The following is an 18,682-nucleotide window of genomic DNA, read 5'->3' as shown; positions in this document are numbered from 1 at the left end:
GCGGGTAGGGTGTGCAAAAGGTTAACTGCCGGGGCCGGCTAATCCGGCCAGCGCTCAGCGCCAGCGGCGGAAGATCAGCGAGGTGTTGACCCCGCCGAAGGCGAAGTTGTTGTTCATCACGTATTGGTTGCTCATCTGGCGGAACTCGCCGCGCAGGTAGTCCAGTTCGCCGCAGGCCGGGTCGATATCGTCGAGGTTGAGGGTGGGTACGTAGCTGTCGCGGTTCATCATCTCGATGCTGAACCAGGATTCCAGTGCACCACAGGCGCCGAGGGTGTGACCGAGGAAGCTCTTCTGCGAGCTGATCGGCATCTGTGCGCCGAACAGGCTACTGGTGGCCAGGGACTCGGCGATGTCGCCCTGCTCGGTGGCGGTACCATGACCATTGACGTAGCCGATCGCCGCAGGCTCCAGGTTGGCGTCTGCCAGGGCCAGTTGCATGGCGCCACGCATGGTCACCAGCTCCGGTTTGGTGGCGTGCTGGCCGTCGGCATTGCTACCGAAGCCGACGATCTCGGCGTGGATGTGGGCACCACGCGCCAGGGCGTGCTGCAGTTCTTCCAGTACCAGCATGCCGGCGCCTTCGCCGATCACCAGACCGTCGCGAGCGCTGTCGTAGGGGCGCGGCGAGCAGTGTGGGGTGTCGTTCTTCAGGCTGGTGGCGTAGAGCGCGTCGAACACCATGGCTTCGGTCGGGCAGAGCTCCTCCGCGCCGCCGGCGAGCATCAGCGGCAAGCGGCCGAACTTGATCGCCTCATAGGCGTAGCCGATACCCTGGCTGCCACTGGTGCAGGCGCTGGAAGTCGGGATCAGGCGGCCCTTGAGACCGAAGAAGATGCTGATATTGGCCGCCGTGGTGTGCGGCATCATGCGCACATAGGAGTTGGCGTTGAGGCCGTCGGCCACCGAGTTGAGCAGCATGTTGCCAAAGGCCTTGATCTCCTCGGTGCTGCCGGTGGAGGAGCCGCAGGCCACGCCCATGCGCCCATCCTTGATCGACTCGTCGCCGAGCAGGCCGGCATCGTCCAGCGCCCGTTCGGCGGCCCGGACTGCCAGTTTGGCCACCCGGCCCATGCTGCGCAGCTGCTTGCGGGTCCAGTATTTGGGCACCGCAAAGTCATCGACTGGCCCGCCGAGGCGGGTGTTCAGTTCAGTGAAACGATCCCACTCGTGCATGTAGCGGATGCCGCTCTTGCCGGCCCGCAAATTCGCCTCGATGCTTGCCCAGTCGCTGCCCAGCGAGGTGATGCCGGCCATGCCGGTGACTACGACTCGTTTCATCAACACAACCCACCGTTTACCGAGAGGACCTGGCGGGTAATGTAGGCCGCCTCCTCGGACATCAGAAAATTCACCGCCCCGGCCACTTCTGCCGGGGTGCCCATGCGTGCGGCGGGGATCATCTTGAGGATGTCCTCCAGCGGCAGGTTTTCGTCGAGCATCTCGGTGTCGATCAAGCCCGGCGCCACGCAGTTGACCGTGATCCTGCGTTTGCCCAGTTCGATGGCCAGGGCCTTGGCCGCACCTATGACCCCGGCCTTGGACGCGCTGTAATTGACCTGGCCACGGTTGCCGATCAGCCCGGATACCGAGGTGATGCAGACGATGCGGCCCGGCTGGCGCCGGCGGATCATCGGCATGGTAAGCGGATGCAGGACGTTATAGAAACCGTCGAGATTGGTGCGCAGCACCTGATCCCAGTCGTCTTCGCTCAACGCCGGAAAGGCGCCGTCGCGGGTCAGGCCGGCGTTGCACACCACGCCATAGTAGGCGCCATGTTTTTCCACATCGGCTTCGAGTACTTCTCGGCAGGCGGCGCGCTCGGCGACATCGAACTGCAGAATGCGCGCCTGGCGGCCGAGTGCCTGGATCTGCGCTTGTACCGCCTCGGCCTCGTCACGCCGGGCGCGGCAGTGCAGGACGATGTCGAAGCCGGCCTGGGCCAGGCGCAGGGCGATGGCGCGGCCGATGCCGCGGCTGGAACCAGTGACCAGAATCGGATCAGTCATGTGCAGTCTCTCGAAAATACGCGCGGCGACGTGCCACGCTGGCGCGGGCGCTATGACCACGGCTGGAGCCGGTGAGCAGAATTGGGTCAGTCATGTGCAGTCTCTCGAAAATGCGCTCGGCGACTTGCCACGCTGGCGCGGGCGCTATGACCGCGGCTGGAGCCGGTGAGCAGAATCGGATCAGTCATGTGCGATCTCCCGTAAATGCGTCGGGCAACTTGCCACGCTGGCGCGGGCGCTATGACCGCGGCTGGAGCCGGCGAGCAGAATCGGATCAGTCATGTGCGATCTCTCGTAAATGCGCCGGGCGACTTGCCACGCTGGCGCGGGCGCTTTGACCACGGCTGGGGCCGCTGAGCAGAATCGGGCCCGTCATGGCGTGGCTTCCTCGGGTTGTTCTTGCAGGTAGCTGGCCACCTGCGGCGGGCAGAAGACGTTGAGGCGCGCTTCGGCATGGATGCCGGGGCCGCGCAGGTGGCAGGCGAACACGCCCATGCCATTGTCGTCCTGCAGCGAGCGCTGGGCCTGGATATGCAGTTCGCTGCCGGCGGGGAAGCGCTCGACGTTGCATTGGAAATTGCGCGTGCCGAGGAGGAAGCCCAGCGCCACCGGCACGCCGGCCTGGCGCGCCTGGCAGCCGGCGTAGGCGGCCACGCTTTGCGCCATCAGCTCGATCCCGACCCAGGCCGGCAGGCTGCCGTCGGCTTGATTGAACAGGCCGCCGGGGCGCACGGTCAGGCGGGTTTCGACATCGTCTTCGGCGAAGTGCAGCACTTCGTCGATCAGGATCATGTCGCCGGCATGCGGCAGTAATTCGGCGATGGGCCACAGGCTCATGGCATGGCTCCGAGAATCAGCGACAGGTTGCTGCCGCCAAAGGCGAACGAGTTGCTCATCAGCCGCTGCGGGCGCCTGGCGACCGCGGCACGCGCGTCGACCAGCTGCAGGCGCGGCAGTTGCGGATCGCTCTGGCCGTCCCACAGATGGGGCGGCAGGCGCTGATCGCGGTTGTAGGCGCTCAGGGTCAGCCAACAGAACGCCGCCTCCAGCGCTCCAGCGGCGCCCAGGGTGTGGCCGCTTAGCGGCTTGGTCGAGGAACAGGGTACGCCTTGGGGAAACACGGCCTGTACCGCCAGGCTTTCCATCGCATCGTTGTGCTGGGTGGCGGTGCCGTGCAGGTTCAGGTAGTCGATCTCCTCGGCGGCTACGCCTGCGGCGGCCAGGGCCTTGCGCATCGCCTGCTGGGCGCCAAGGCCCTGGGGTTCGGGCGCGGAGATGTGGTAAGCATCCGAGCTGGCGCCACCGCCGAGCAGGGCGATCGGCGCTTCTGCCGCTGCAGCCTCGCCGTGGGTCAGCGGCGTTCGGGTCATGACAAACAACGCCGCCGCTTCGCCAATATTGATGCCCTGGCGATTCAGCGAGAACGGATTGCAGCGTTCGGCAGACACCGCTTCCAGCGCAGTGAAACCGTTCAGGGTCAGGCGACACAGGCTGTCCACTCCGCCGCATAACACCGCGTCGCACATGCCCTGCTGCAGCAGGCGCTGGGCGCTGAGCAGGGCGCGGGCGCTGGAGGTGCAGGCGGTGGACAGGCAGTAGGCCGGGCCGCTCAGGCCGAGCCACTCGGCGAGAAAGCTGGCCGGGGCGGCGATTTCCTGTTGGGCATAGCTATAGTCCGCCGGCAGCGCGCCGTCGTGGAGGAAGCGGGCAATGCCCTGGCTGGCTTCGTGAATGCCCGAGGTGCTGGTGCCGAGCACCACGCCGACGCGTGCGCCACCGTACTCGGCGATGGCGGCGCGAATCTGCGGCTCGATCTGCAGTGCGGCGGCCAGCAGCAACTGATTGTTGCGGCTGAACGAGGCCTGCATGCCGCTCGGCATCGGCGGTAATTCGGCATGCACCGCGCCGACCGTCAGGCTGCGGCCGCTGACCCAGCCGTCCTGCGCGCGCATGCCGCCGCTGTCGCCGGCGAACAAGGCATCGGCGACAGCCTGTTTGTCCTGGCCGAGGGCGCAGATCAGGCCGAGGGCGTTGAGGTAGCCGGGCATCAGGGAATCTCCTGGTTGGAGAGCACGTGGACCCGGTAACTCAGGTCGTGCGCCTGGTTCAGGGTGAAGTCCAGGGGCGCACGGTAGCTGATTCGCCAATGGGGGGTAAGCCGGCGCTGACCACCGGCCAGCAATTGCCAGGTCGCGGGCGTATAGCTGGTGGCCAAGGCATCGGTCGGGGTCAGGGCGAACAGCAGGGCGGCGAACAGTTCGAGTGCTTCGCCATTTGGCGGGAGCAGGCCGTCGGCCCGCCAAGCGCCGTCTTGCCACAGTTGGCGCGCCAGGGGCACGCCGAGCGGATCGAACAGCGACCAGCGCAGGGCTGGCCCCTCGGCTTGCATCACCAGCCACCAGAACTGCTGTTCGCCGGCCTGCTCGCGCTGGATTTGCAGGGTCGCAGGCAATGGCGTGGCGAGGATTGGCGGGCTCAACGGCAGCGGCGTGCGGGCCGCGCAGGCTGTCAGCAGCAGGCCGATCCCGAGTAGCACTAGACGCCTCATGGCCGGGCTTGCTCCAGCGGCTTGCGTGCCGCCAGGTTGACCAGGGTTTCGTCACGCTGGCCGGGCGGTTTGGGTTGGCGCAGGCCCCAGCGTTCGAGCAGACCGAAGTCCTTGGCGCGGCTCCACCACAGGTAGGGGTAAGAGACGTTGCGCGCGGCAAACTCAAAGCCCTGGTCGCGCAGCATGGCGAGGTATTGCTCGGCGCTTTTTTGCACCTGCATCGGATGGCGGAACAGCCAGCGGATCACCCAGGTATCGATATAGAACTTGGTCGACTCGGCGAACAGCAGCAGGCCGCCTGGCTTGAGTACGCGCCAGAATTCGCCGAGGGCTTGTTGCTGCTCGACCAGGTGGTGAAAGGTCTGGTGGCAAAAGAGCATATCGACGCTGGCATCGTCCAACTGGATCGCCGCGCAGTCACTGGCGAGCAGACGCACCGACAGGCCCTGACGCTCGGCTTCTCGGGCCGAGCACGCGAGGCTGTGCGAGTCGGCATCCAGGCCGATCAGCTGCGCGGGGGCGAACGCCTGCTGCAGCAGGCGGAACGATTTGCCCTGGCCGCAGCCGGCATCCAGCAGCACTGCGGCGCTGGGCAGTGGCGCGTCGATCAGGCGCTTGAGGTCAGCGACCGCCACGCGCAGTACGTGCTGCTCCCAGACACGGCTCTGCAGGAACCAGAAACCGAATCTGGTTTCTTCAACGTAGCTACTGGCAGGGTTGTTCATCGATGTCCTTATCAGTGGGTGGCACAGAGTTCGGCCAGTACGCGCAGGCGCCGTTTGGGCTCGGCGACATAGGGGTTTTTCTCGTCCCAGGCATAGCCGGCGAGGATCGAACTGATCATTCGGCGAATCTCCACCGAGGCGTGCGGGAAATAAATCACGTCCTGGAAGGAGCCGTCGTACCAGCCCTCGACGTAGACCCGGAAGGTATCGATGCCGCGCTTGAGCGGGACGGCAAAGTCTGCTTCCCAGTCCACCGGCTCGCCGCTCAACTGCCGGTGCAGCACGCTGGCGGCCATGCTCGCCGAGCGCATGGCGATGGTCACCCCGGAGGAGAACACCGGGTCGAGGAATTCCGCGGCGTTGCCAAGCAGGGCGAAGCCCGGTCCGTGCAGGCGTTTGACGTTGGCCGAGTAACCGCCGATGGCCCGGGTCGGGGTGTCCCATACGGCGTTGACCAGTACGCGGTTGAGGCTGGGGGTTTGTGCGACGAATTGCTTGAGGCAGGCATCCAGATCGTCAGGTCGGCCGGCATAGCGGCTGACATCGGCGACCACCCCGACCGAGCAGCGGCCGTTGCTGAAGGGAATGGTCCAGAACCACACATCCTGCATGTCGGGATGGGTGGTGATGAGGATCTTCTCGCGGTCGAAGCCGCTGTCGGCACTGCGATCCTCGACGTGGGTGAACAGCGCCTGGCGCACCGGGAAATTCGAGGGGATGTCGAGCTCGAGCAGGCGCGGCAGCACGCGACCGTAACCGCTGCCGTCGAGGACGAAGGCGCATTCCACCTGGTATTCGTGGCCGTCGGCCAGTCGCCGTACCGACAGACGCGGGCAGGCGCCGCTGAAGTCGGCGGCGACTATTTCTTCCTCGTAACGGATCTCCACGCCCTGCAGCTCGGCCTGATCGGCCAGCAGCTTGTCGAAATCGGCGCGCTGCACCTGATAAGTCGAGCTCTTGCCTGGGGTGAAGCCGTCACGGAAGTCGAAGTCGCTGTAGCGCTCGCCCCAGGCGAAGGCCGCGCCATGCTTGGTCTGGAACCCGGCCGCCTGCACCGCCTCGAGCATCCCGGCCTCCTCGAGGAAGTCCAGGCAGTGCGACAGCAGGCTCTCGCCGATCGAGAAGCGCGGGAAGCGTTGGCGCTCCAGCACCAGCACGTCATGGCCGTTGCGCTTGAGCAGGGCGCTGGCGATGGCGCCAGAGGGACCGGCGCCGATGACCACGATCTGGCGTTGTTCGACTTCAAGTGACTTCATAAGGGGCTGTGGGTCTCGTGATCGGCGGTGGTGTTGCGAGTGGGAGTGGCCCAAGGGGACAGCAGGAAGCAGAAGAACAGGCCGAGGCTGATGGCCAGGCCGAAGTTGGCGATGGCCGGGGTCTGGCTGAGCAGCAGCAGGCCGAAGGACAGCCAGCTGGTCAGGGCCGCGAGCAGGGTGCCGAGCAGGCTCACCGCCTGGCCGCCGATGTTTTCGCGCATCAGGATCGCGTAGTCGACGCCGATGGCGCTGATCAACAACAGGCCGAACAGGCTGAATAGGGTCAGCGGTTGGCCCAGCCAACCGAGGCAGGCCAGTGCCGCCAGGGCGGCCAGCAAGGGTAGGCAGACGATCTGCAGGGCGCCGCCGAAACCGAACGGCAGGCACAGCAACAGCACAATCGCCGCACAGGACAGCAGTTTGAGCTGCGCCGCGCTCAGTTGCGTGGCACTGAATAGGTTGTTCAGTTCGCCGAGGCGGTCCACCAGTTGCACGCCGTCGAGCCCTGTGCCGATGCTGTGCAGCACCGCCGTATCGTTCAGGCCTTGCAGGCTCACCAGACCGGCCACGCCGCCGGCACTGTGGCCGAGCCAGAGCGGCCGCCAGGCTTCGCCGAGCGGGCCGGCGAGGGCTTGTTCCAAGTGCGGCTGGTCGCGGTTCAGCAGTTGCGCGAGTTCCGCGTTCAGGACCGCCTCGGGAATGCCGGCCGCCAGCAGCGGCTGCCAGTGTTGCGGCAAGCCTTGCAGCGCCTCGCGCAGTGGTTGCAACTGGGTGGTCGGGGCGACCAGTTGACTGAGGGCGCGGTAACCGAGCAGCTTGCCGTCGGTCACGGCACGCTCCAGCTGTTCGCTTAGGGCCGCCTGGCGCTGGAGTAACTGTTGCTCATCGGCGGCGCGCACCAGAAAGAACTGGCTGGTGGGCTGTTGCCCGGTCAGCTCGGCGATCCGCTGGGCTTCGTCGAGCAGTTGCGGTTCTGCGCCCAGCCACTGGCGCAGATCGTTCTGCGTCTGCAGTTGGAGCAGGCCGGCGGCGCAGAACAGCATGAGCAATGCCAGCAGTTTCCAGTTGCCGGTGCGGGCGAGCAGGCGCGCGCGCGCGCTGAGCAACTTTTCGCTAAAGCGCAGTAGTCCAGGCGCTGGCTGCAGTTGCAGGCCGTCGAGCCAGGCCGGCAGCAGGCACACCGCACAGAGGTAGGCGGCGATCAGCCCGGCGGCGGAGAACACGGCGATCTGGGTCAGCACCGGGAACGGGGTGAAGGCCAGCGCCAGGTAGCCGATCAGGTTGGTGCCCAGGCTCAGGCTGAGGCCGGGCAGGGTGACAGCCAAGACCTGCCAGCTGTGCCAGCTGCCCCGATCGCGCAAGCTGCTCCAGCTTTTACTCAGATAATGTTGCGGGTAGTCGGCGGCCACGCCGATCAGGCTGGCGCCGAGCACCAGGGTCAGTGCATTGATCTGGCCGAACACCAGCACGCAGGCGGCGCAGCCGGCCAGCAGCGCCACGCCGATGGGCAGCAGGCTGACCAGCACGCGCACGCGGCGGTAGCTGAGCAGCAACAGCAGGAGGATGCCGAGGGCCGCGGCGCCACCGATCCAGGTGATTTCACGGGTCGCCTTGGCCTGGCCGGCGGCGGCATAGAGCAAACCGCTGGCGGCGAGCAGTTGCCCGCCCGCGGCGGTCACCAGCGTACGCGCGTCGGCCACTTGCGCGGCGATCGCGGGGGGTGCCTGCAGGTCGAATGAGTCGCCCTGGATGCGCGCGCGCAGCAGCGCCCAGGTCAGGCCCTGGTCTTCGACCAGCAGGGCGCCGCTGCCGAGGTCGGTCTGGATCCGCTGGTGCGGGTTGAGCGCCTGTTGCGCGCGGGCGCCCAGGCCCAGCCAGTCCTGCTCGATGGGTAGCAGGTTGAAACCGGCGAAGGTGTCGAACAGCTGGGCGGCGCGTTGCTGGATAAAACTATCGGGTTGTTCGATCAGCAGCTGCCGATCTGCTTGCGGAAGCAGGGCCAGGCGGCTGGCGCGCAACTGCTGGCGCAGGAGGGCGAGATCGGCCTGCAGGTTCCACTGCACCTGCTCGAAGCGTGCCGATTCAGCCCATTGCCGGCCGACGCGCTGCACCAGGGCGATGGCCTGCTCGCGCTCGGCATGGCCAACCAGAATCAGCAGCTCGCGATTGAGGGGTTCCTGCATGCGCTGTTCGGCCTGCAGGACCAATTCGTCGCCCGCGCCTTGCGGCAGCAGGGCGAGCATGCTCGCCTGCACCGGTGGGCCGGCGCGCCACTGCCAGGCGCTCAGGGCGAGTAACGCGAGCAGCAGGGCCAGGAACAGGCGCGGCAGGAACCGCTGCGTCGCCAGGCGCTCAAGGGCCAAAGGCTTGGCGCTCCGCTTCGCTCAGCGCGCTGCCGGCCTGGCTCTGCGGCAGGCGCAGCAGGGTGCTGTCACCCTGGGTTTCCGCCAACTCGATGCGTTCGACCAGAGCGCCGCCCTGGATATGGATGACCTTGAAAATCTGCTGCAGCAGCCGCGAGCGCGGGGTCAGGCTGAGCTGCCAGACCTCGGCTGTGCCACTCAACTGCAGCTCGAAGTCGTCGGCCAGGCCGGCATGGTCGCCCTTGAGCACGGCGAGGAACAGCCGGCTCTGCTGCGCGGCCACGTCCTGTGCGGATTGTTGCTGCCAGCCTTGTGCGGTGCGTCGGGCGATCCCGCGGTCGTCGATGCGGTAGTCCTGCTGCAGCGGGCTGCGCAGTTGCCAGAGCAGGCCGTGCTCGCTGGACAGGACGAATTGGCCACGGCTGGTCAGCGGTTGCGGCAGGGCACGCAGGTGTTTTTCCTGGATGAACGGGCCGCGCACCACCGCCGGTTTGGCCAGTTGGGCGCTGAGTTGATCGAGGTCGAAGGCCTGTGCCAGGCTGGCGCCGAACAGCGCGATGGCGGCGGCGCTGACCCAGATGGCCCGCCTTGCGGATTGTGACCAGCGCCTCATGCGAGGGCTTGCTCCACGGCGGCGACCAAGACCCTGGGCGAGGCCAGCTGCATCTCGCGGCTGGCGATGTCCACCGCGACCTGGACGCTGCTGCCGCGGGTCATGCGTTCGCCGGTCTCGGCATCCGCGATCAGGTAGTGGAGCTTCAGACGGTTCTCCCACTCGATCAGGTCGGCGCGCACGATGATCTTCTGGCCGAAGCGGGCGCCGCGGATATAGCGCACCTGCAAGTCGATGATCGGCCAGGCATAGCCCGCCGCGAGCATTTGCGTGTAGTTGTGGCCGAGTTTGTCGAGCAGCGCGCAGCGCGCCACTTCGAAATACTTGACGTAGTGGCCGTGCCAGACCACCTCCATCGAATCGACGTCGAAGAAGGGCACGAGCATCTCGATCTCGGCCTGCAAAATCCCGGTCTTACGCATGGCCATGCTCCAGATGCGTAGAAAACCCGTAGGAGTGGGCCATGCCCGCGAAGCATTCGCGGAGCCCGTTTCGCGGGCATGGCCCGCTCCTACGAGATATTCGATGCTTACCCATACAACCTCCAGTGCTGGCTGCGGATGCGTTGCAGGCACAGGCGCAGTTCGCCTTCCAGGGCGCGGTCTTCGATCACCGGCGGGAAGTCGGCGGCCAGTTGCTCGCGCATGGCTGCCACGGGGGCGGGGATGTCGCTCTTGCCGTCGCGCAGGCGCAGCCACACGCCCTGGTTGGCCGCCAGCAGGGTGGCGGCGGCGACCTGTTCGGTCAGCTCCAGGCTGCGCAGGGCGTCGCGCGCGGCGATGGTGCCCATGCTTACCTTGTCCTGGTTGTGGCATTCGGTGGAGCGCGAGAACACGCTGGCCGGCATGGTGTTCTTCAGCGCTTCGGCGGTCCAGGCGCTGGCGCCGATCTGCACGGCCTTGAAGCCGTGGTTGATCATCGCGGTGACCGCCGGCGCGCCGGACAGGTTGCTCGGCAGGCCGTGGTTGTAGCGCGAGTCGACCAGCAGGGCGAGCTGGCGGTCGAGCAGGTCGGCGACGTTGCCGACCAGGTTCTTCAGGCTGTCCATGGCAAAGGCGATATGGCCGCCATAGAAGTGTCCGCCGTGGAGCACGCGTTCGGCTTCGGCGTCGATCAGCGGGTTGTCGTTGGCACTGTTCAGTTCGGTTTCGATGAACTGCCGCAGCAGGCCCAGGCTATCGGCCATGACGCCGAGTACATGCGGTGCGCAGCGCAACGAGTAGCGGTCCTGCAGGCGGTGCAGCGGCGCGGTCGGCGCGTCGATGGCGAGGTCGTGACGCAGCCAGGCCGCGACTTGCATCTGACCTGGGTGTGGTTTGGCGGCGAACAGGCGCTCGTCGAAGTGCTCCGGGTTGCCTTCCAGCGCCACCACGTTGAGCGCGGTGATGCGCGTGGCCAGCTTGAGCAGGTACTCGGCGCGGGAAAATGCCAGGCACGCCAGGGCGGTCATCACCGCCGTGCCATTCATCAGTGCCAGCGCTTCTTTCGGGCGCAGGGTCAGCGGCGTCCAGCCCAGTTCGGCATGCACCTCGGCGGCGCTGCGGCGCTGGCCGCGATACAGCACCTCGCGCTCGCCGCTGAGGGTGGCGGCCACGTAGGACAGCGGGGTCAGGTCGCCGCTGGCGCCGACCGAGCCCTCCTCGGGGATCAGCGGCAGCACGTCATGCTCGAGAAAGGCGCGCAGGCGTTCCAGCAGCTCCACGCGTACCCCGGATACGCCCTGGCACAGCGACTGCAAGCGTGCGGCCAGGACCGCGCGGGTACTCGCTTCGTCGAGCAATTGGCCGAGGCCGCAGCCGTGGAAGGTGTAGAGGTGGCGCGGCAGCGCCTCGACCTGGTGTAGCGGCACGGCCACCACGCAGGAATCGCCGTAGCCGGTGGTGACGCCGTAGATCACGCCTTCCTTGTCCAGCAGGGTGTCGAGGAAGCGCGGGCCCTTGGCGATCATCTCGCGGTAGGCGGCATCGTCTTGCAACAACGCCTGGGCATGGCGCTGGGACAGGACGTTGATGTTCTCGATACTCAGCGGTTGTTCGCCGAACACCACGGGTTCAGCCAGGTATGTCGTCATCTTGCTTCCAGAACGGGTAGAAGTTGAACCATTGTTGCGGGGCATCCAGGCAGAGTTGGCCGAGGCGCTGCGCGTAGCGTTGTACCCAGGTGCGGATCACTGCGTCGCGTTCGCCGCGCTTCCATTGCACGCGGTCGGCGAGGGGTTCGAGCAGCACCTGGTAGCGGCCGTCGATCTTCAGGCAACTCATCAGGTTGAGTGGGCAGCGCAGCAAGCCGGCCAGCAACCAGGGGCCCTGGGGGAAGGCGGCGCTCTGGCCGAGAAAATCCACCGTGACGCTGCGGGCGCCATGCAGCGGCACGCGGTCGCCGGCAATGGCCAGCCACTCGCCGCGCTCCAGGCGCTCGGACAGTTGCAGCATGATCGCCGGGTCCAGTTCGCTGACCTGAATCAGCCGTAGGTTGCTGGCCCCGGCTTCACCGAGCAGACGATTGAACTGCTCTGCATGCTTGGTGTGCACCAGCACGTTCATGCGCACTTTATTGTTCAATTCGGCCAGCGCGCGGCAGACTTCCAGGTTGCCCAGGTGGGCGCCGACCAGCATCTGGCCGCGCGCGTCCTGCATGTGGCCGTGCAGGTTATGGCGGTCAACCAGGTCGATGTCCTGCAGGCTCAGCTTGTCGTTCCACACGTCCAGTTTGTCCAGCAGGGAGTCGGCGAAGGCCATGAATTGACGGAATACCGATAGGCGGCTGGGCTGCAGTTCGCTGCGCCCGCTCCAGTTGGCCAGGTTGTGCTGGTAGTGCCAGATGCTCCGCCGGGCCTTGCCGCCGAGCAGGAAGAAGTACAGGACGATCGCATAGAGCAGCGGGCTGAGCGCGCGGCGACCGAGCAGGCGTACGGCCAGGGCGATGAACTTCATCAGCAGGAAGCTCCCGCGCTCTTGCTGCGCGGCCCAGTGCTGGCTATTTGGCCGCGCACTCATGCACGCCACCGGCGCCAGAGCAACTGCGGGGCGCGTAGCAACATGCCGCAGAACAGTTTGGCGTGCATCATCGAGATCAGTGCGTTGTCGTGCCACAGGCGAAAGTGCGAGAGGCCATCGGTCGGGTAGTTTACGCGCACCGGCAGCCAGCGCATTGGCTGGTCGCGCCAGCACAGGCGCACCAGGATCTCGGTGTCGAAGTCCATGCGCCGGCCGATGGCCACTGCGTCGAGCAGCGCCAGGGTGGCGGGCAACGGGTAGATGCGAAAGCCGCACATCGAGTCGCGAATGCTCAGCGACAGGCAGTTGATCCACACCCAGACATGGGTCAGGTAGCGCGCGTAGAGGCGGCCTTTCGGCACGCTGGCGTCGTATTGCGGGTAGCCACAGATCAAGGTCTGCGGCTCGGCCTGCGAGGCGGCGAGGAAGATCGCCAGTCCGCTCAGGTCGTGCTGGCCGTCGGCGTCCACCTGCAGGGCGTGGCTGCAGCCCAGTCGCGCAGCTTCACGCAGGCCGGCCATCACTGCGCCGCCCTTGCCCTGGTTGACGGGCAGGCGTAGCACGTAGACGTCTGCCTGCGTGGCCAGGCGATCGATGGTCGCGGCGCAGGCCGGGCTGGAGGCGTCGTCGACCAGCACACAGGGCAGCCCGGCGTCACGCAATGCCTGCACAACCGCAGGCAGGGCGTGTTCGTGGTTGTATACCGGGATCACCGCGCAGGGCTTATGCATGGGATTTCCCTACGTAGGATGGGTTGAGCGTCGCGATACCCATGGTGGTTTGGCTGGGTATCGCTACGCTCAACGCCAACCTAGAGGAGCATCTCATTGCGCCGGCCCCAGCAAGATTCGCCCAGACGAGCAGGCCTTGTCGCCGTTGCGGAAGGTGAAGTAGAGCTTGCCGCGGGTGGCGTCGAAGCGCAGCGACAGTTGCAGGGGATCGCCGGGACGCACCAGTTGCTGGAATTTCAACACCTCCATGCCGACGAAGCGCGGTGGCAGTTGCTCGATCAGTTGCCGCGCCAGCTGTTGCGCCCAGTCGATCTGCACCACGCCCGGCAGCACCGGGGTCTGCGGAAAGTGGCCGCTAAAGTGGGCCAGATCCAGCGGCACCTCCAGTTCAAGCTGCCATTCGCCGTCGCGCTCCACGGCGCTCAGCGGCTCGATCTGGGTCGGGCGTGGCGCGGCGAGCACGGCCTCGACCGTGGCCTGGGCCAGCTTGCCCTGGCTGCTGTAGGGCAACTGGCTGAGTAGGCGCCAGCGTCGCGGCAGGGCGATGGCTTCGCAGTGCCCGGCCAGATGCTGGCGCAGGGTGTCGGTGACGCTGCGCCGGCCTTGGTTGCGCAGCGCATGCACGCCGGCCGGGCTCAAGGCCAGCAGGGCGCCGAGGAAGGCGCGGCCCTGCTGAATCACCCCGAGGCGGGCATCGCCGACCCAGGCATGCGCCATCAGGGCCTGTTCCAGCTTGGGCAGGGAGATACGTTTTTCTTCCAGTTTGACGATGCGGTCCAGGCGTCCGCGCAGGACGAAGCGGCCGTCGGCCTGGAGCTCGACGGCATCGGCGGTCTGCTCGCAGTGGCCGGCCGGCAGGTACGGCGAGGTCAGCCTCAACGCACCCTCGGCGTTGACGTCCAGCTCGATGCCGGCGAACGGCTGCCAGGGCGTATCGCCTTGGCGCCAGGCGATGCCGCCGGTTTCCGAGCTGCCGTAGATTTCCGTTGGCCACTGGCCGAGCTGGGTGTGCAACAGCTGCGCGGCCTCGACTGGCAGGGCGCCGCCGGAGGAGAACACCTGGCGCAACGGCTGCAGGGCGGTCCAGTCGAGGTTGTCGCCCATGCGCTTCAGCAAGGCCGGACTGGCGACCCAGGCGAACTTGGGTTGTTCCAGGCTGGTGCGTTGCATGTCCTCGGGAAACGGTTGCGCGCGGCGCAGGAAGGCGCGGCCGGCACACAGAGGCCAGAGCACGCGGAACAACAGGCCGTAGATGTGCTGGGCGGCCACGCTGGCGACGATCACCGCGTCGCCCAGGGCCGCGCCCCACAGCTGTTCCAGCGCTGCGACTTCGTTGCTCAGTTGGCGCAGGCTCTTGTCGATCAGCTTGGTCTCGCCGCTGGAGCCGGAGGTGCACAGGGTCAGTCGGCACTGGTCGAGGTCCAGGGCGCAAGCCTGCAAGGGCTCGGCGGCGCCTGCGGGATCGAGGGCATCGAGCCACAGGTCGATCCGGCTCGCCAGCTGCAGGCGCGTCTGCGGCTGGGCGTCGGCGGGCAGCAGTACATGGACGCCGGCCAGCCAGGCGCCAAGCAGGGCGATCGCCAGGTCGGCGGCGTCTTCCAGGTAGAGCGCGACGCGCTGCACGTTCTGCCCCCGCAGCTGACCACCCAGGCGCCGCGCACGCTGGCACAGCTCGGCGTGGTCGAGGTCGGGGGTAACCTGGCGGCTGGGGTCGGGGTTCAGCAGCAAGCAATCAAGACCGATCCAGTTCATGCCAGGCGCCTTACGCGCTGGCGCACCAGCCATTCGCCGGCGAACAGCAGGCCGATCAGGCCGTAGGAAATCAGTCCGGTGTAGAGGGTCCACCAGGACAACGGCGCCCACAGGGTCAGGGCGGCGGTGATCAGGCCGTTGCCGAGAAAGAACAGCGCCCAGACCTTGGTCACCTGGCGGGTGTAATGCACCGCCACCTCGGGCAGTTCCGGCTCGCGCAGGCGCGCCAGGCGTTCCACCAAGGGTGGGCCGACTTTCAGGCTGAGGGCAAACAGGCCGAGCAGCAGCAGGTTGATCAACACCGGGTACCAGCGCAGCAGCGCCGGCTCGCCGGCCAGGCCCAGCAGCAGGCAGAACGCCAACACCGCGGCGGCCATCCAGCGTCCGCCAGCGCCTTGCTTGCCAAGCAGCAGGCGTGCCAGCCAGAGCCCGCCCAGCAGGGCGGCGAAGACGCGGGGCGACAGGTATTCCATGCCGAAATACACGGCAAACGGATAGGCCAGGCCGGCCACGACCAACAGCAGGCCGAGCAGGCGACTCATGCGCGATTCTTCATTAACGGTCCGCCCATCAGCTGTCCGGGTTGACCAGGCGGTACACGGCTTCGACCACATCGCTCACGCTGCGCACCGACTTGAACTCCTCGGCGGCGATTTTCTTGCCGGTCTGGCGTTTGATGTGATCGATCAGGTCGACGGCATCGATGCTGTCGATTTCCAGGTCCTGGTAGAGGTTGGCTGTCAGGGTCACGCGCTCGGCATCCAGCTCGAACAGTTCGACCATGGCGGTGCGCAGGGTGGCGAAGATTTCATCACGGGTTTGCATGTGCTGCATCCTCAGGCCGTTTGCCGTGCTGCAACGAAGGCCGTCAGGCTGGCCACGTTGGCAAAGTGCTTACGGGTGTCCTTGGCTTCGGCGTCGATCTTGATGCCGAAGCGCTTCTGGATCGCCAGGCCCAGCTCCAGGGCGTCCACCGAGTCCAGTCCCAGCCCTTCGCCGAACAGCGGCAGATCGGCGGCGATGTCTGCGGCCACCATGTCTTCCAGGCCAAGGGCCTCAATGATCAGATGCTTGATTTCCAGCTGTAAATCGCTCATCTACGGCGAGCTCCTTAATGAAGTGGTGGTGCAAGAATTCGTTGAGTTTACGCGAGGCGATGGGCGCCGCGCCCTGCGCGCTGAACAGTTGCGGGTCGATATCTTCGCCCACGCGCAGGCGAATATGGAAACGCCGCGCCGGAATACGGTACCAGGGCTCGGCCTTGGTCAGCGTGGTGGGGGTCACGCTGATCGTCACCGGGGTGACGACGCGCGCACCGCGTAGCGCGATGGCGGCCGCGCCTCTATGGAATTCGGGCGGCTGCCCCGGTGTGGTGCGCGTGCCTTCGGGGAAGATCACCAGGGTCTGGCCGCTGCGCAGGGCGGCGGCCGCCTCGTCGAGCATGTCCATGCTGCCGCTGTTGCTGATGTACTGGGCGGCGCGAATCGGCCCGCGCATGCAGGGGTTGTCCCACAGGCTCTGCTTGACCACGCAGTTGGCATCGCGAATGAAGGCGATCAGCGCCACCACGTCGATCAGCGATGGGTGGTTGGCGAGTACCAACTGGCCCGGCCGGCCCAGGCGTTCGGCGCCTTGCACCTCGTAGGTCAGCACCCCGCTGCGGAACATGAACTGGATGAAAGCCCTGAACACCCAGCTGATCACGCGGCGGGCGCGGTAGCGGTGCGTCTGGGCGTCGCCCGGCAGCAGGGCCAATACGGGAAAGACCAATACGCGCAGGAGCACGCCGCCTATGCCGAACAGGGCAAAGCTCAGCGCCGTGGCGATCAGGCGCCACCAGAGGGGCGCGCTGTATGGGCTCAGGCCTTGTTGTGTGACCAGGTCCATTGACGGTTGTTCCAGTGATGCACGAGGGTCGGCTGTCCGCTGCAGAGCGCACGCAGCAGGCTGATGGGGTGTGGCCAAGCGGCCTTTTGGCCGGCACCGCTGCACAGTTGCAGGCGCCAGTCGTCGCCAGGGGTGAGCAGCAAGGCCACCGCGTAGGGGAAAGGCACGTCGTCGACATAGGGCGCATACAGCGCAGGCGGTGTTTCCTCGGCGATGACCAGCAGCACTGCCGGAGCGCCCTCGCCGAGTAGCATGCTGGCTTCCAGCATGGCGTGCTCGAGGCCATCGCCGGCAGCGGCCACGGCGGTCATCTCGCTGGTGTCGCCACGCAGGATCGACCATTGACCGATGATGGCGTTGTGCACCGAAAGGCTGAACTGGGTCGGCGACAGGGGCTCGTCGCGCGCCAGGTCGCTGAGGATGGCCAGGGTGCGCGGTGTTTCGCCGTGGCGCGAGGCGAAGATCAGGGGCAAGGCCGGGTAAGCGTCAGCCAGCGGCCAGGCAACCTGGAACAGCATCCGCGCCAGGCGGCTGAGGCGTCGGCGTTGCATGGCCGGGAGGAAGCTGACATCCGGTTGCTGCTGGCCGTCAGCCAGGCGCACAGGTGCCTTGCACCAGGTGCGCCAGTCATCAATGCTCTCCAGGCCGGGGGGCCAGGCACGCCATTGCTCGATCCTGAAATGCATCACATCAAGCGTTTTCCCGGCCCTTGTGGGCGTCCTTAGTCAACTGCGGCTGTCGCGCGCGACAGGTTGAGTTGTCGGCGCTGCCATGGCGAAGTAGCGCATTATCTAGGTCGCCGGCCCTCTGCGCAAACTTTGCCAGAATGCCTCTGATGGATGGGCGGGCGATTTCAGACGCCGACCTCGCCCTTGTCCTGCGCTTTGCATAGAATCCAAGGCCAACGAAATCAGGGAGGTTTGTCATGCGGCGTGTGGTGTTCAATCAGAAAGGCGGAGTGGGCAAGTCCAGCATTGCCTGCAACCTGGCGGCAGTAAGTGCCTCGCAGGGCTACCGCACGCTATTGGTCGATCTGGATTCCCAGGCCAACTCCACTCATTACCTCACCGGCCTGACAGGCGATGAGATCCCCATGGGCATCGCCGAGTTCTTCAAACTCAGCCTGACCAGTGGCCCTTTTGCCAAGAAAGGCCGGGTCGATATCTACGAGACGCCGTTTGCCAACCTGCACGTGGTCACGGCTACGGCCGAACTGGCCGACTTGCAGCCCAAGCTGGAGTCGAAACACAAGATCAACAAGCTGCGCAAATTGCTCGATGAGCTGGCCGGGGATTACGACCGGATTTACCTGGATACACCGCCTGCGTTGAATTTCTACACGGTTTCCGCGTTGATCGCCGCTGATCGGGTGTTGATCCCCTTCGACTGTGACAGTTTCTCGCGGCAGGCCCTGTACGGCCTGTTGCAGGAAATCGAGGAACTCAAGGAAGACCACAACGAAGGGCTGGAGGTCGAGGGCATCGTGGTCAACCAGTTCCAGCCCCGTGCAACCTTACCGCAGCAGTTGCTCGATGAACTGATCGCGGAGGGCTTGCCGGTGTTGCCGGTGAATCTGATGAGTTCGGTGCGCATGCGTGAATCGCACCAGGTCTGCACGCCGTTGATCTATCTGGATGCGCGGCACAAGTTGACCCAGCAGTTCGTCGAATTGCACGACTTGCTCAATGCGGCCGATTGAACGGGCTGAGTCACGACCAAGCGGGTAAACCCCCGCCAGGTATCGACGGGTAACGGGCGGCGGAGCCTTGGGCTTGCGACCCTCAGCAGGGATATAGCCAACA

Annotated in this window: 20 protein-coding genes; 1 reads left to right on the top strand and 19 read right to left on the bottom strand. The window is 66.2% G+C overall.

What is annotated here, in order from left to right:
- Positions 1 to 54: 54 nt before the first annotated feature.
- The 19 genes from VCJ09_RS21285 to VCJ09_RS21195 form a co-directional block, all read right to left on the bottom strand.
- Positions 55 to 1,281 carry a beta-ketoacyl-ACP synthase gene (locus tag VCJ09_RS21285; RefSeq protein WP_324732025.1) on the bottom strand — a complete coding sequence of 409 codons (1,227 nt, stop codon included), beginning with the start codon at positions 1,279 to 1,281 and terminating at the stop codon, positions 55 to 57.
- Positions 1,281 to 2,009: a 3-oxoacyl-ACP reductase FabG gene (gene fabG / locus VCJ09_RS21280; RefSeq protein WP_079203414.1), complete on the bottom strand. Its 729-nt coding sequence runs from the start codon at positions 2,007 to 2,009 to the stop codon at positions 1,281 to 1,283. Before fabG ends, VCJ09_RS21285 begins: the two co-directional genes overlap by 1 nt.
- Positions 2,010 to 2,381: 372 nt before the next feature.
- Positions 2,382 to 2,846 (bottom strand): ApeP family dehydratase, encoded by a 465-nt coding sequence (locus VCJ09_RS21275; protein WP_079203413.1) that lies wholly within the window; start codon positions 2,844 to 2,846, stop codon positions 2,382 to 2,384.
- Positions 2,843 to 4,057, bottom strand: coding sequence for a beta-ketoacyl-[acyl-carrier-protein] synthase family protein (locus VCJ09_RS21270; RefSeq protein ID WP_324732024.1), 1,215 nt, complete (start codon positions 4,055 to 4,057; stop codon positions 2,843 to 2,845). The genes VCJ09_RS21275 and VCJ09_RS21270 overlap by 4 nt, the downstream gene beginning before the upstream one ends.
- The gene (locus tag VCJ09_RS21265) at positions 4,057 to 4,557 is read right to left on the bottom strand and encodes a hypothetical protein (protein ID WP_324732023.1); all 501 of its coding nucleotides are present in this window, start codon (positions 4,555 to 4,557) and stop codon (positions 4,057 to 4,059) included. The genes VCJ09_RS21270 and VCJ09_RS21265 overlap by 1 nt, the downstream gene beginning before the upstream one ends.
- Positions 4,554 to 5,282, bottom strand: coding sequence for a class I SAM-dependent methyltransferase (locus tag VCJ09_RS21260; RefSeq protein ID WP_324732022.1), 729 nt, complete (start codon positions 5,280 to 5,282; stop codon positions 4,554 to 4,556). The genes VCJ09_RS21265 and VCJ09_RS21260 overlap by 4 nt, the downstream gene beginning before the upstream one ends.
- Positions 5,283 to 5,293: 11 nt before the next feature.
- Positions 5,294 to 6,538, bottom strand: a complete 1,245-nt coding sequence (locus VCJ09_RS21255; protein WP_324732021.1) for an NAD(P)/FAD-dependent oxidoreductase — start codon at positions 6,536 to 6,538, stop codon at positions 5,294 to 5,296.
- Positions 6,535 to 8,886: an MMPL family transporter gene (locus VCJ09_RS21250; protein WP_324734709.1), complete on the bottom strand. Its 2,352-nt coding sequence runs from the start codon at positions 8,884 to 8,886 to the stop codon at positions 6,535 to 6,537. Before VCJ09_RS21250 ends, VCJ09_RS21255 begins: the two co-directional genes overlap by 4 nt.
- Positions 8,887 to 8,890: 4 nt before the next feature.
- The gene (locus VCJ09_RS21245) at positions 8,891 to 9,514 is read right to left on the bottom strand and encodes an outer membrane lipoprotein carrier protein LolA (protein ID WP_324732020.1); all 624 of its coding nucleotides are present in this window, start codon (positions 9,512 to 9,514) and stop codon (positions 8,891 to 8,893) included.
- Positions 9,511 to 9,936: an acyl-CoA thioesterase gene (locus VCJ09_RS21240; protein ID WP_324732019.1), complete on the bottom strand. Its 426-nt coding sequence runs from the start codon at positions 9,934 to 9,936 to the stop codon at positions 9,511 to 9,513. The genes VCJ09_RS21245 and VCJ09_RS21240 overlap by 4 nt, the downstream gene beginning before the upstream one ends.
- Before the next feature lie 107 nt (positions 9,937 to 10,043).
- Complete coding sequence (locus VCJ09_RS21235) at positions 10,044 to 11,585, bottom strand: HAL/PAL/TAL family ammonia-lyase (protein ID WP_324732018.1); 1,542 nt, start codon at positions 11,583 to 11,585, stop codon at positions 10,044 to 10,046.
- The gene (locus VCJ09_RS21230; protein ID WP_324732017.1) at positions 11,566 to 12,510 is read right to left on the bottom strand and encodes an LpxL/LpxP family acyltransferase; all 945 of its coding nucleotides are present in this window, start codon (positions 12,508 to 12,510) and stop codon (positions 11,566 to 11,568) included. Before VCJ09_RS21230 ends, VCJ09_RS21235 begins: the two co-directional genes overlap by 20 nt.
- Complete coding sequence (locus VCJ09_RS21225) at positions 12,507 to 13,241, bottom strand: glycosyltransferase family 2 protein (protein WP_324732016.1); 735 nt, start codon at positions 13,239 to 13,241, stop codon at positions 12,507 to 12,509. Before VCJ09_RS21225 ends, VCJ09_RS21230 begins: the two co-directional genes overlap by 4 nt.
- A 93-nt stretch (positions 13,242 to 13,334) precedes the next feature.
- Positions 13,335 to 14,993, bottom strand: a complete 1,659-nt coding sequence (locus tag VCJ09_RS21220) for an AMP-binding protein (RefSeq protein WP_324732015.1) — start codon at positions 14,991 to 14,993, stop codon at positions 13,335 to 13,337.
- Positions 14,990 to 15,535: a COG4648 family protein gene (locus VCJ09_RS21215; RefSeq protein ID WP_324732014.1), complete on the bottom strand. Its 546-nt coding sequence runs from the start codon at positions 15,533 to 15,535 to the stop codon at positions 14,990 to 14,992. The genes VCJ09_RS21220 and VCJ09_RS21215 overlap by 4 nt, the downstream gene beginning before the upstream one ends.
- Positions 15,536 to 15,563: 28 nt before the next feature.
- Positions 15,564 to 15,818, bottom strand: coding sequence for an acyl carrier protein (locus VCJ09_RS21210; RefSeq protein ID WP_324732013.1), 255 nt, complete (start codon positions 15,816 to 15,818; stop codon positions 15,564 to 15,566).
- Between the two features lie 11 nt (positions 15,819 to 15,829).
- Positions 15,830 to 16,090: a phosphopantetheine-binding protein gene (locus tag VCJ09_RS21205; protein ID WP_324732012.1), complete on the bottom strand. Its 261-nt coding sequence runs from the start codon at positions 16,088 to 16,090 to the stop codon at positions 15,830 to 15,832.
- On the bottom strand, positions 16,050 to 16,880 hold the full coding sequence (locus VCJ09_RS21200; protein ID WP_324732011.1) for a lysophospholipid acyltransferase family protein: 831 nt from the start codon (positions 16,878 to 16,880) through the stop codon (positions 16,050 to 16,052). Before VCJ09_RS21200 ends, VCJ09_RS21205 begins: the two co-directional genes overlap by 41 nt.
- Positions 16,853 to 17,566: a beta-ketoacyl synthase chain length factor gene (locus VCJ09_RS21195; RefSeq protein ID WP_324732010.1), complete on the bottom strand. Its 714-nt coding sequence runs from the start codon at positions 17,564 to 17,566 to the stop codon at positions 16,853 to 16,855. The genes VCJ09_RS21200 and VCJ09_RS21195 overlap by 28 nt, the downstream gene beginning before the upstream one ends.
- A gap of 239 nt (positions 17,567 to 17,805) precedes the next feature.
- On the opposite strand from VCJ09_RS21195, the gene VCJ09_RS21190 reads away from it, so the two are divergent.
- Positions 17,806 to 18,579 carry a ParA family protein gene (locus VCJ09_RS21190; RefSeq protein WP_324732009.1) on the top strand — a complete coding sequence of 258 codons (774 nt, stop codon included), beginning with the start codon at positions 17,806 to 17,808 and terminating at the stop codon, positions 18,577 to 18,579.
- The last annotated feature ends 103 nt before the right edge of the window (positions 18,580 to 18,682 follow it).

This window comes from Pseudomonas paeninsulae (genome assembly GCF_035621475.1).
Lineage (GTDB): Bacteria > Pseudomonadota > Gammaproteobacteria > Pseudomonadales > Pseudomonadaceae > Aquipseudomonas > Aquipseudomonas paeninsulae.
The sequence above is the reverse complement of the archived record's forward strand: the minus strand, read 5'-3'. Positions and strand labels throughout refer to the sequence as shown.

Excerpts from the sequence above, each read along its gene's own strand:
- VCJ09_RS21285 (WP_324732025.1), bottom strand. The coding sequence starts at position 1,281 with ATGAAACGAGTCGTAGTCACCGGCATGGCCGGCATCACCTCGCTGGGC.
- fabG (WP_079203414.1), bottom strand. The coding sequence starts at position 2,009 with ATGACTGATCCGATTCTGGTCACTGGTTCCAGCCGCGGCATCGGCCGC.
- VCJ09_RS21275 (WP_079203413.1), bottom strand. The coding sequence starts at position 2,846 with ATGAGCCTGTGGCCCATCGCCGAATTACTGCCGCATGCCGGCGACATG.
- VCJ09_RS21270 (WP_324732024.1), bottom strand. The coding sequence starts at position 4,057 with ATGCCCGGCTACCTCAACGCCCTCGGCCTGATCTGCGCCCTCGGCCAG.
- VCJ09_RS21265 (WP_324732023.1), bottom strand. The coding sequence starts at position 4,557 with ATGAGGCGTCTAGTGCTACTCGGGATCGGCCTGCTGCTGACAGCCTGC.
- VCJ09_RS21260 (WP_324732022.1), bottom strand. The coding sequence starts at position 5,282 with ATGAACAACCCTGCCAGTAGCTACGTTGAAGAAACCAGATTCGGTTTC.
- VCJ09_RS21255 (WP_324732021.1), bottom strand. The coding sequence starts at position 6,538 with ATGAAGTCACTTGAAGTCGAACAACGCCAGATCGTGGTCATCGGCGCC.
- VCJ09_RS21245 (WP_324732020.1), bottom strand. The coding sequence starts at position 9,514 with ATGAGGCGCTGGTCACAATCCGCAAGGCGGGCCATCTGGGTCAGCGCC.
- VCJ09_RS21240 (WP_324732019.1), bottom strand. The coding sequence starts at position 9,936 with ATGCGTAAGACCGGGATTTTGCAGGCCGAGATCGAGATGCTCGTGCCC.
- VCJ09_RS21235 (WP_324732018.1), bottom strand. The coding sequence starts at position 11,585 with ATGACGACATACCTGGCTGAACCCGTGGTGTTCGGCGAACAACCGCTG.
- VCJ09_RS21230 (WP_324732017.1), bottom strand. The coding sequence starts at position 12,510 with ATGAGTGCGCGGCCAAATAGCCAGCACTGGGCCGCGCAGCAAGAGCGC.
- VCJ09_RS21225 (WP_324732016.1), bottom strand. The coding sequence starts at position 13,241 with ATGCATAAGCCCTGCGCGGTGATCCCGGTATACAACCACGAACACGCC.
- VCJ09_RS21220 (WP_324732015.1), bottom strand. The coding sequence starts at position 14,993 with ATGAACTGGATCGGTCTTGATTGCTTGCTGCTGAACCCCGACCCCAGC.
- VCJ09_RS21215 (WP_324732014.1), bottom strand. The coding sequence starts at position 15,535 with ATGAGTCGCCTGCTCGGCCTGCTGTTGGTCGTGGCCGGCCTGGCCTAT.
- VCJ09_RS21210 (WP_324732013.1), bottom strand. The coding sequence starts at position 15,818 with ATGCAAACCCGTGATGAAATCTTCGCCACCCTGCGCACCGCCATGGTC.
- VCJ09_RS21205 (WP_324732012.1), bottom strand. The coding sequence starts at position 16,090 with ATGAGCGATTTACAGCTGGAAATCAAGCATCTGATCATTGAGGCCCTT.
- VCJ09_RS21200 (WP_324732011.1), bottom strand. The coding sequence starts at position 16,880 with ATGGACCTGGTCACACAACAAGGCCTGAGCCCATACAGCGCGCCCCTC.
- VCJ09_RS21195 (WP_324732010.1), bottom strand. The coding sequence starts at position 17,566 with ATGCATTTCAGGATCGAGCAATGGCGTGCCTGGCCCCCCGGCCTGGAG.
- VCJ09_RS21190 (WP_324732009.1), top strand. The coding sequence starts at position 17,806 with ATGCGGCGTGTGGTGTTCAATCAGAAAGGCGGAGTGGGCAAGTCCAGC.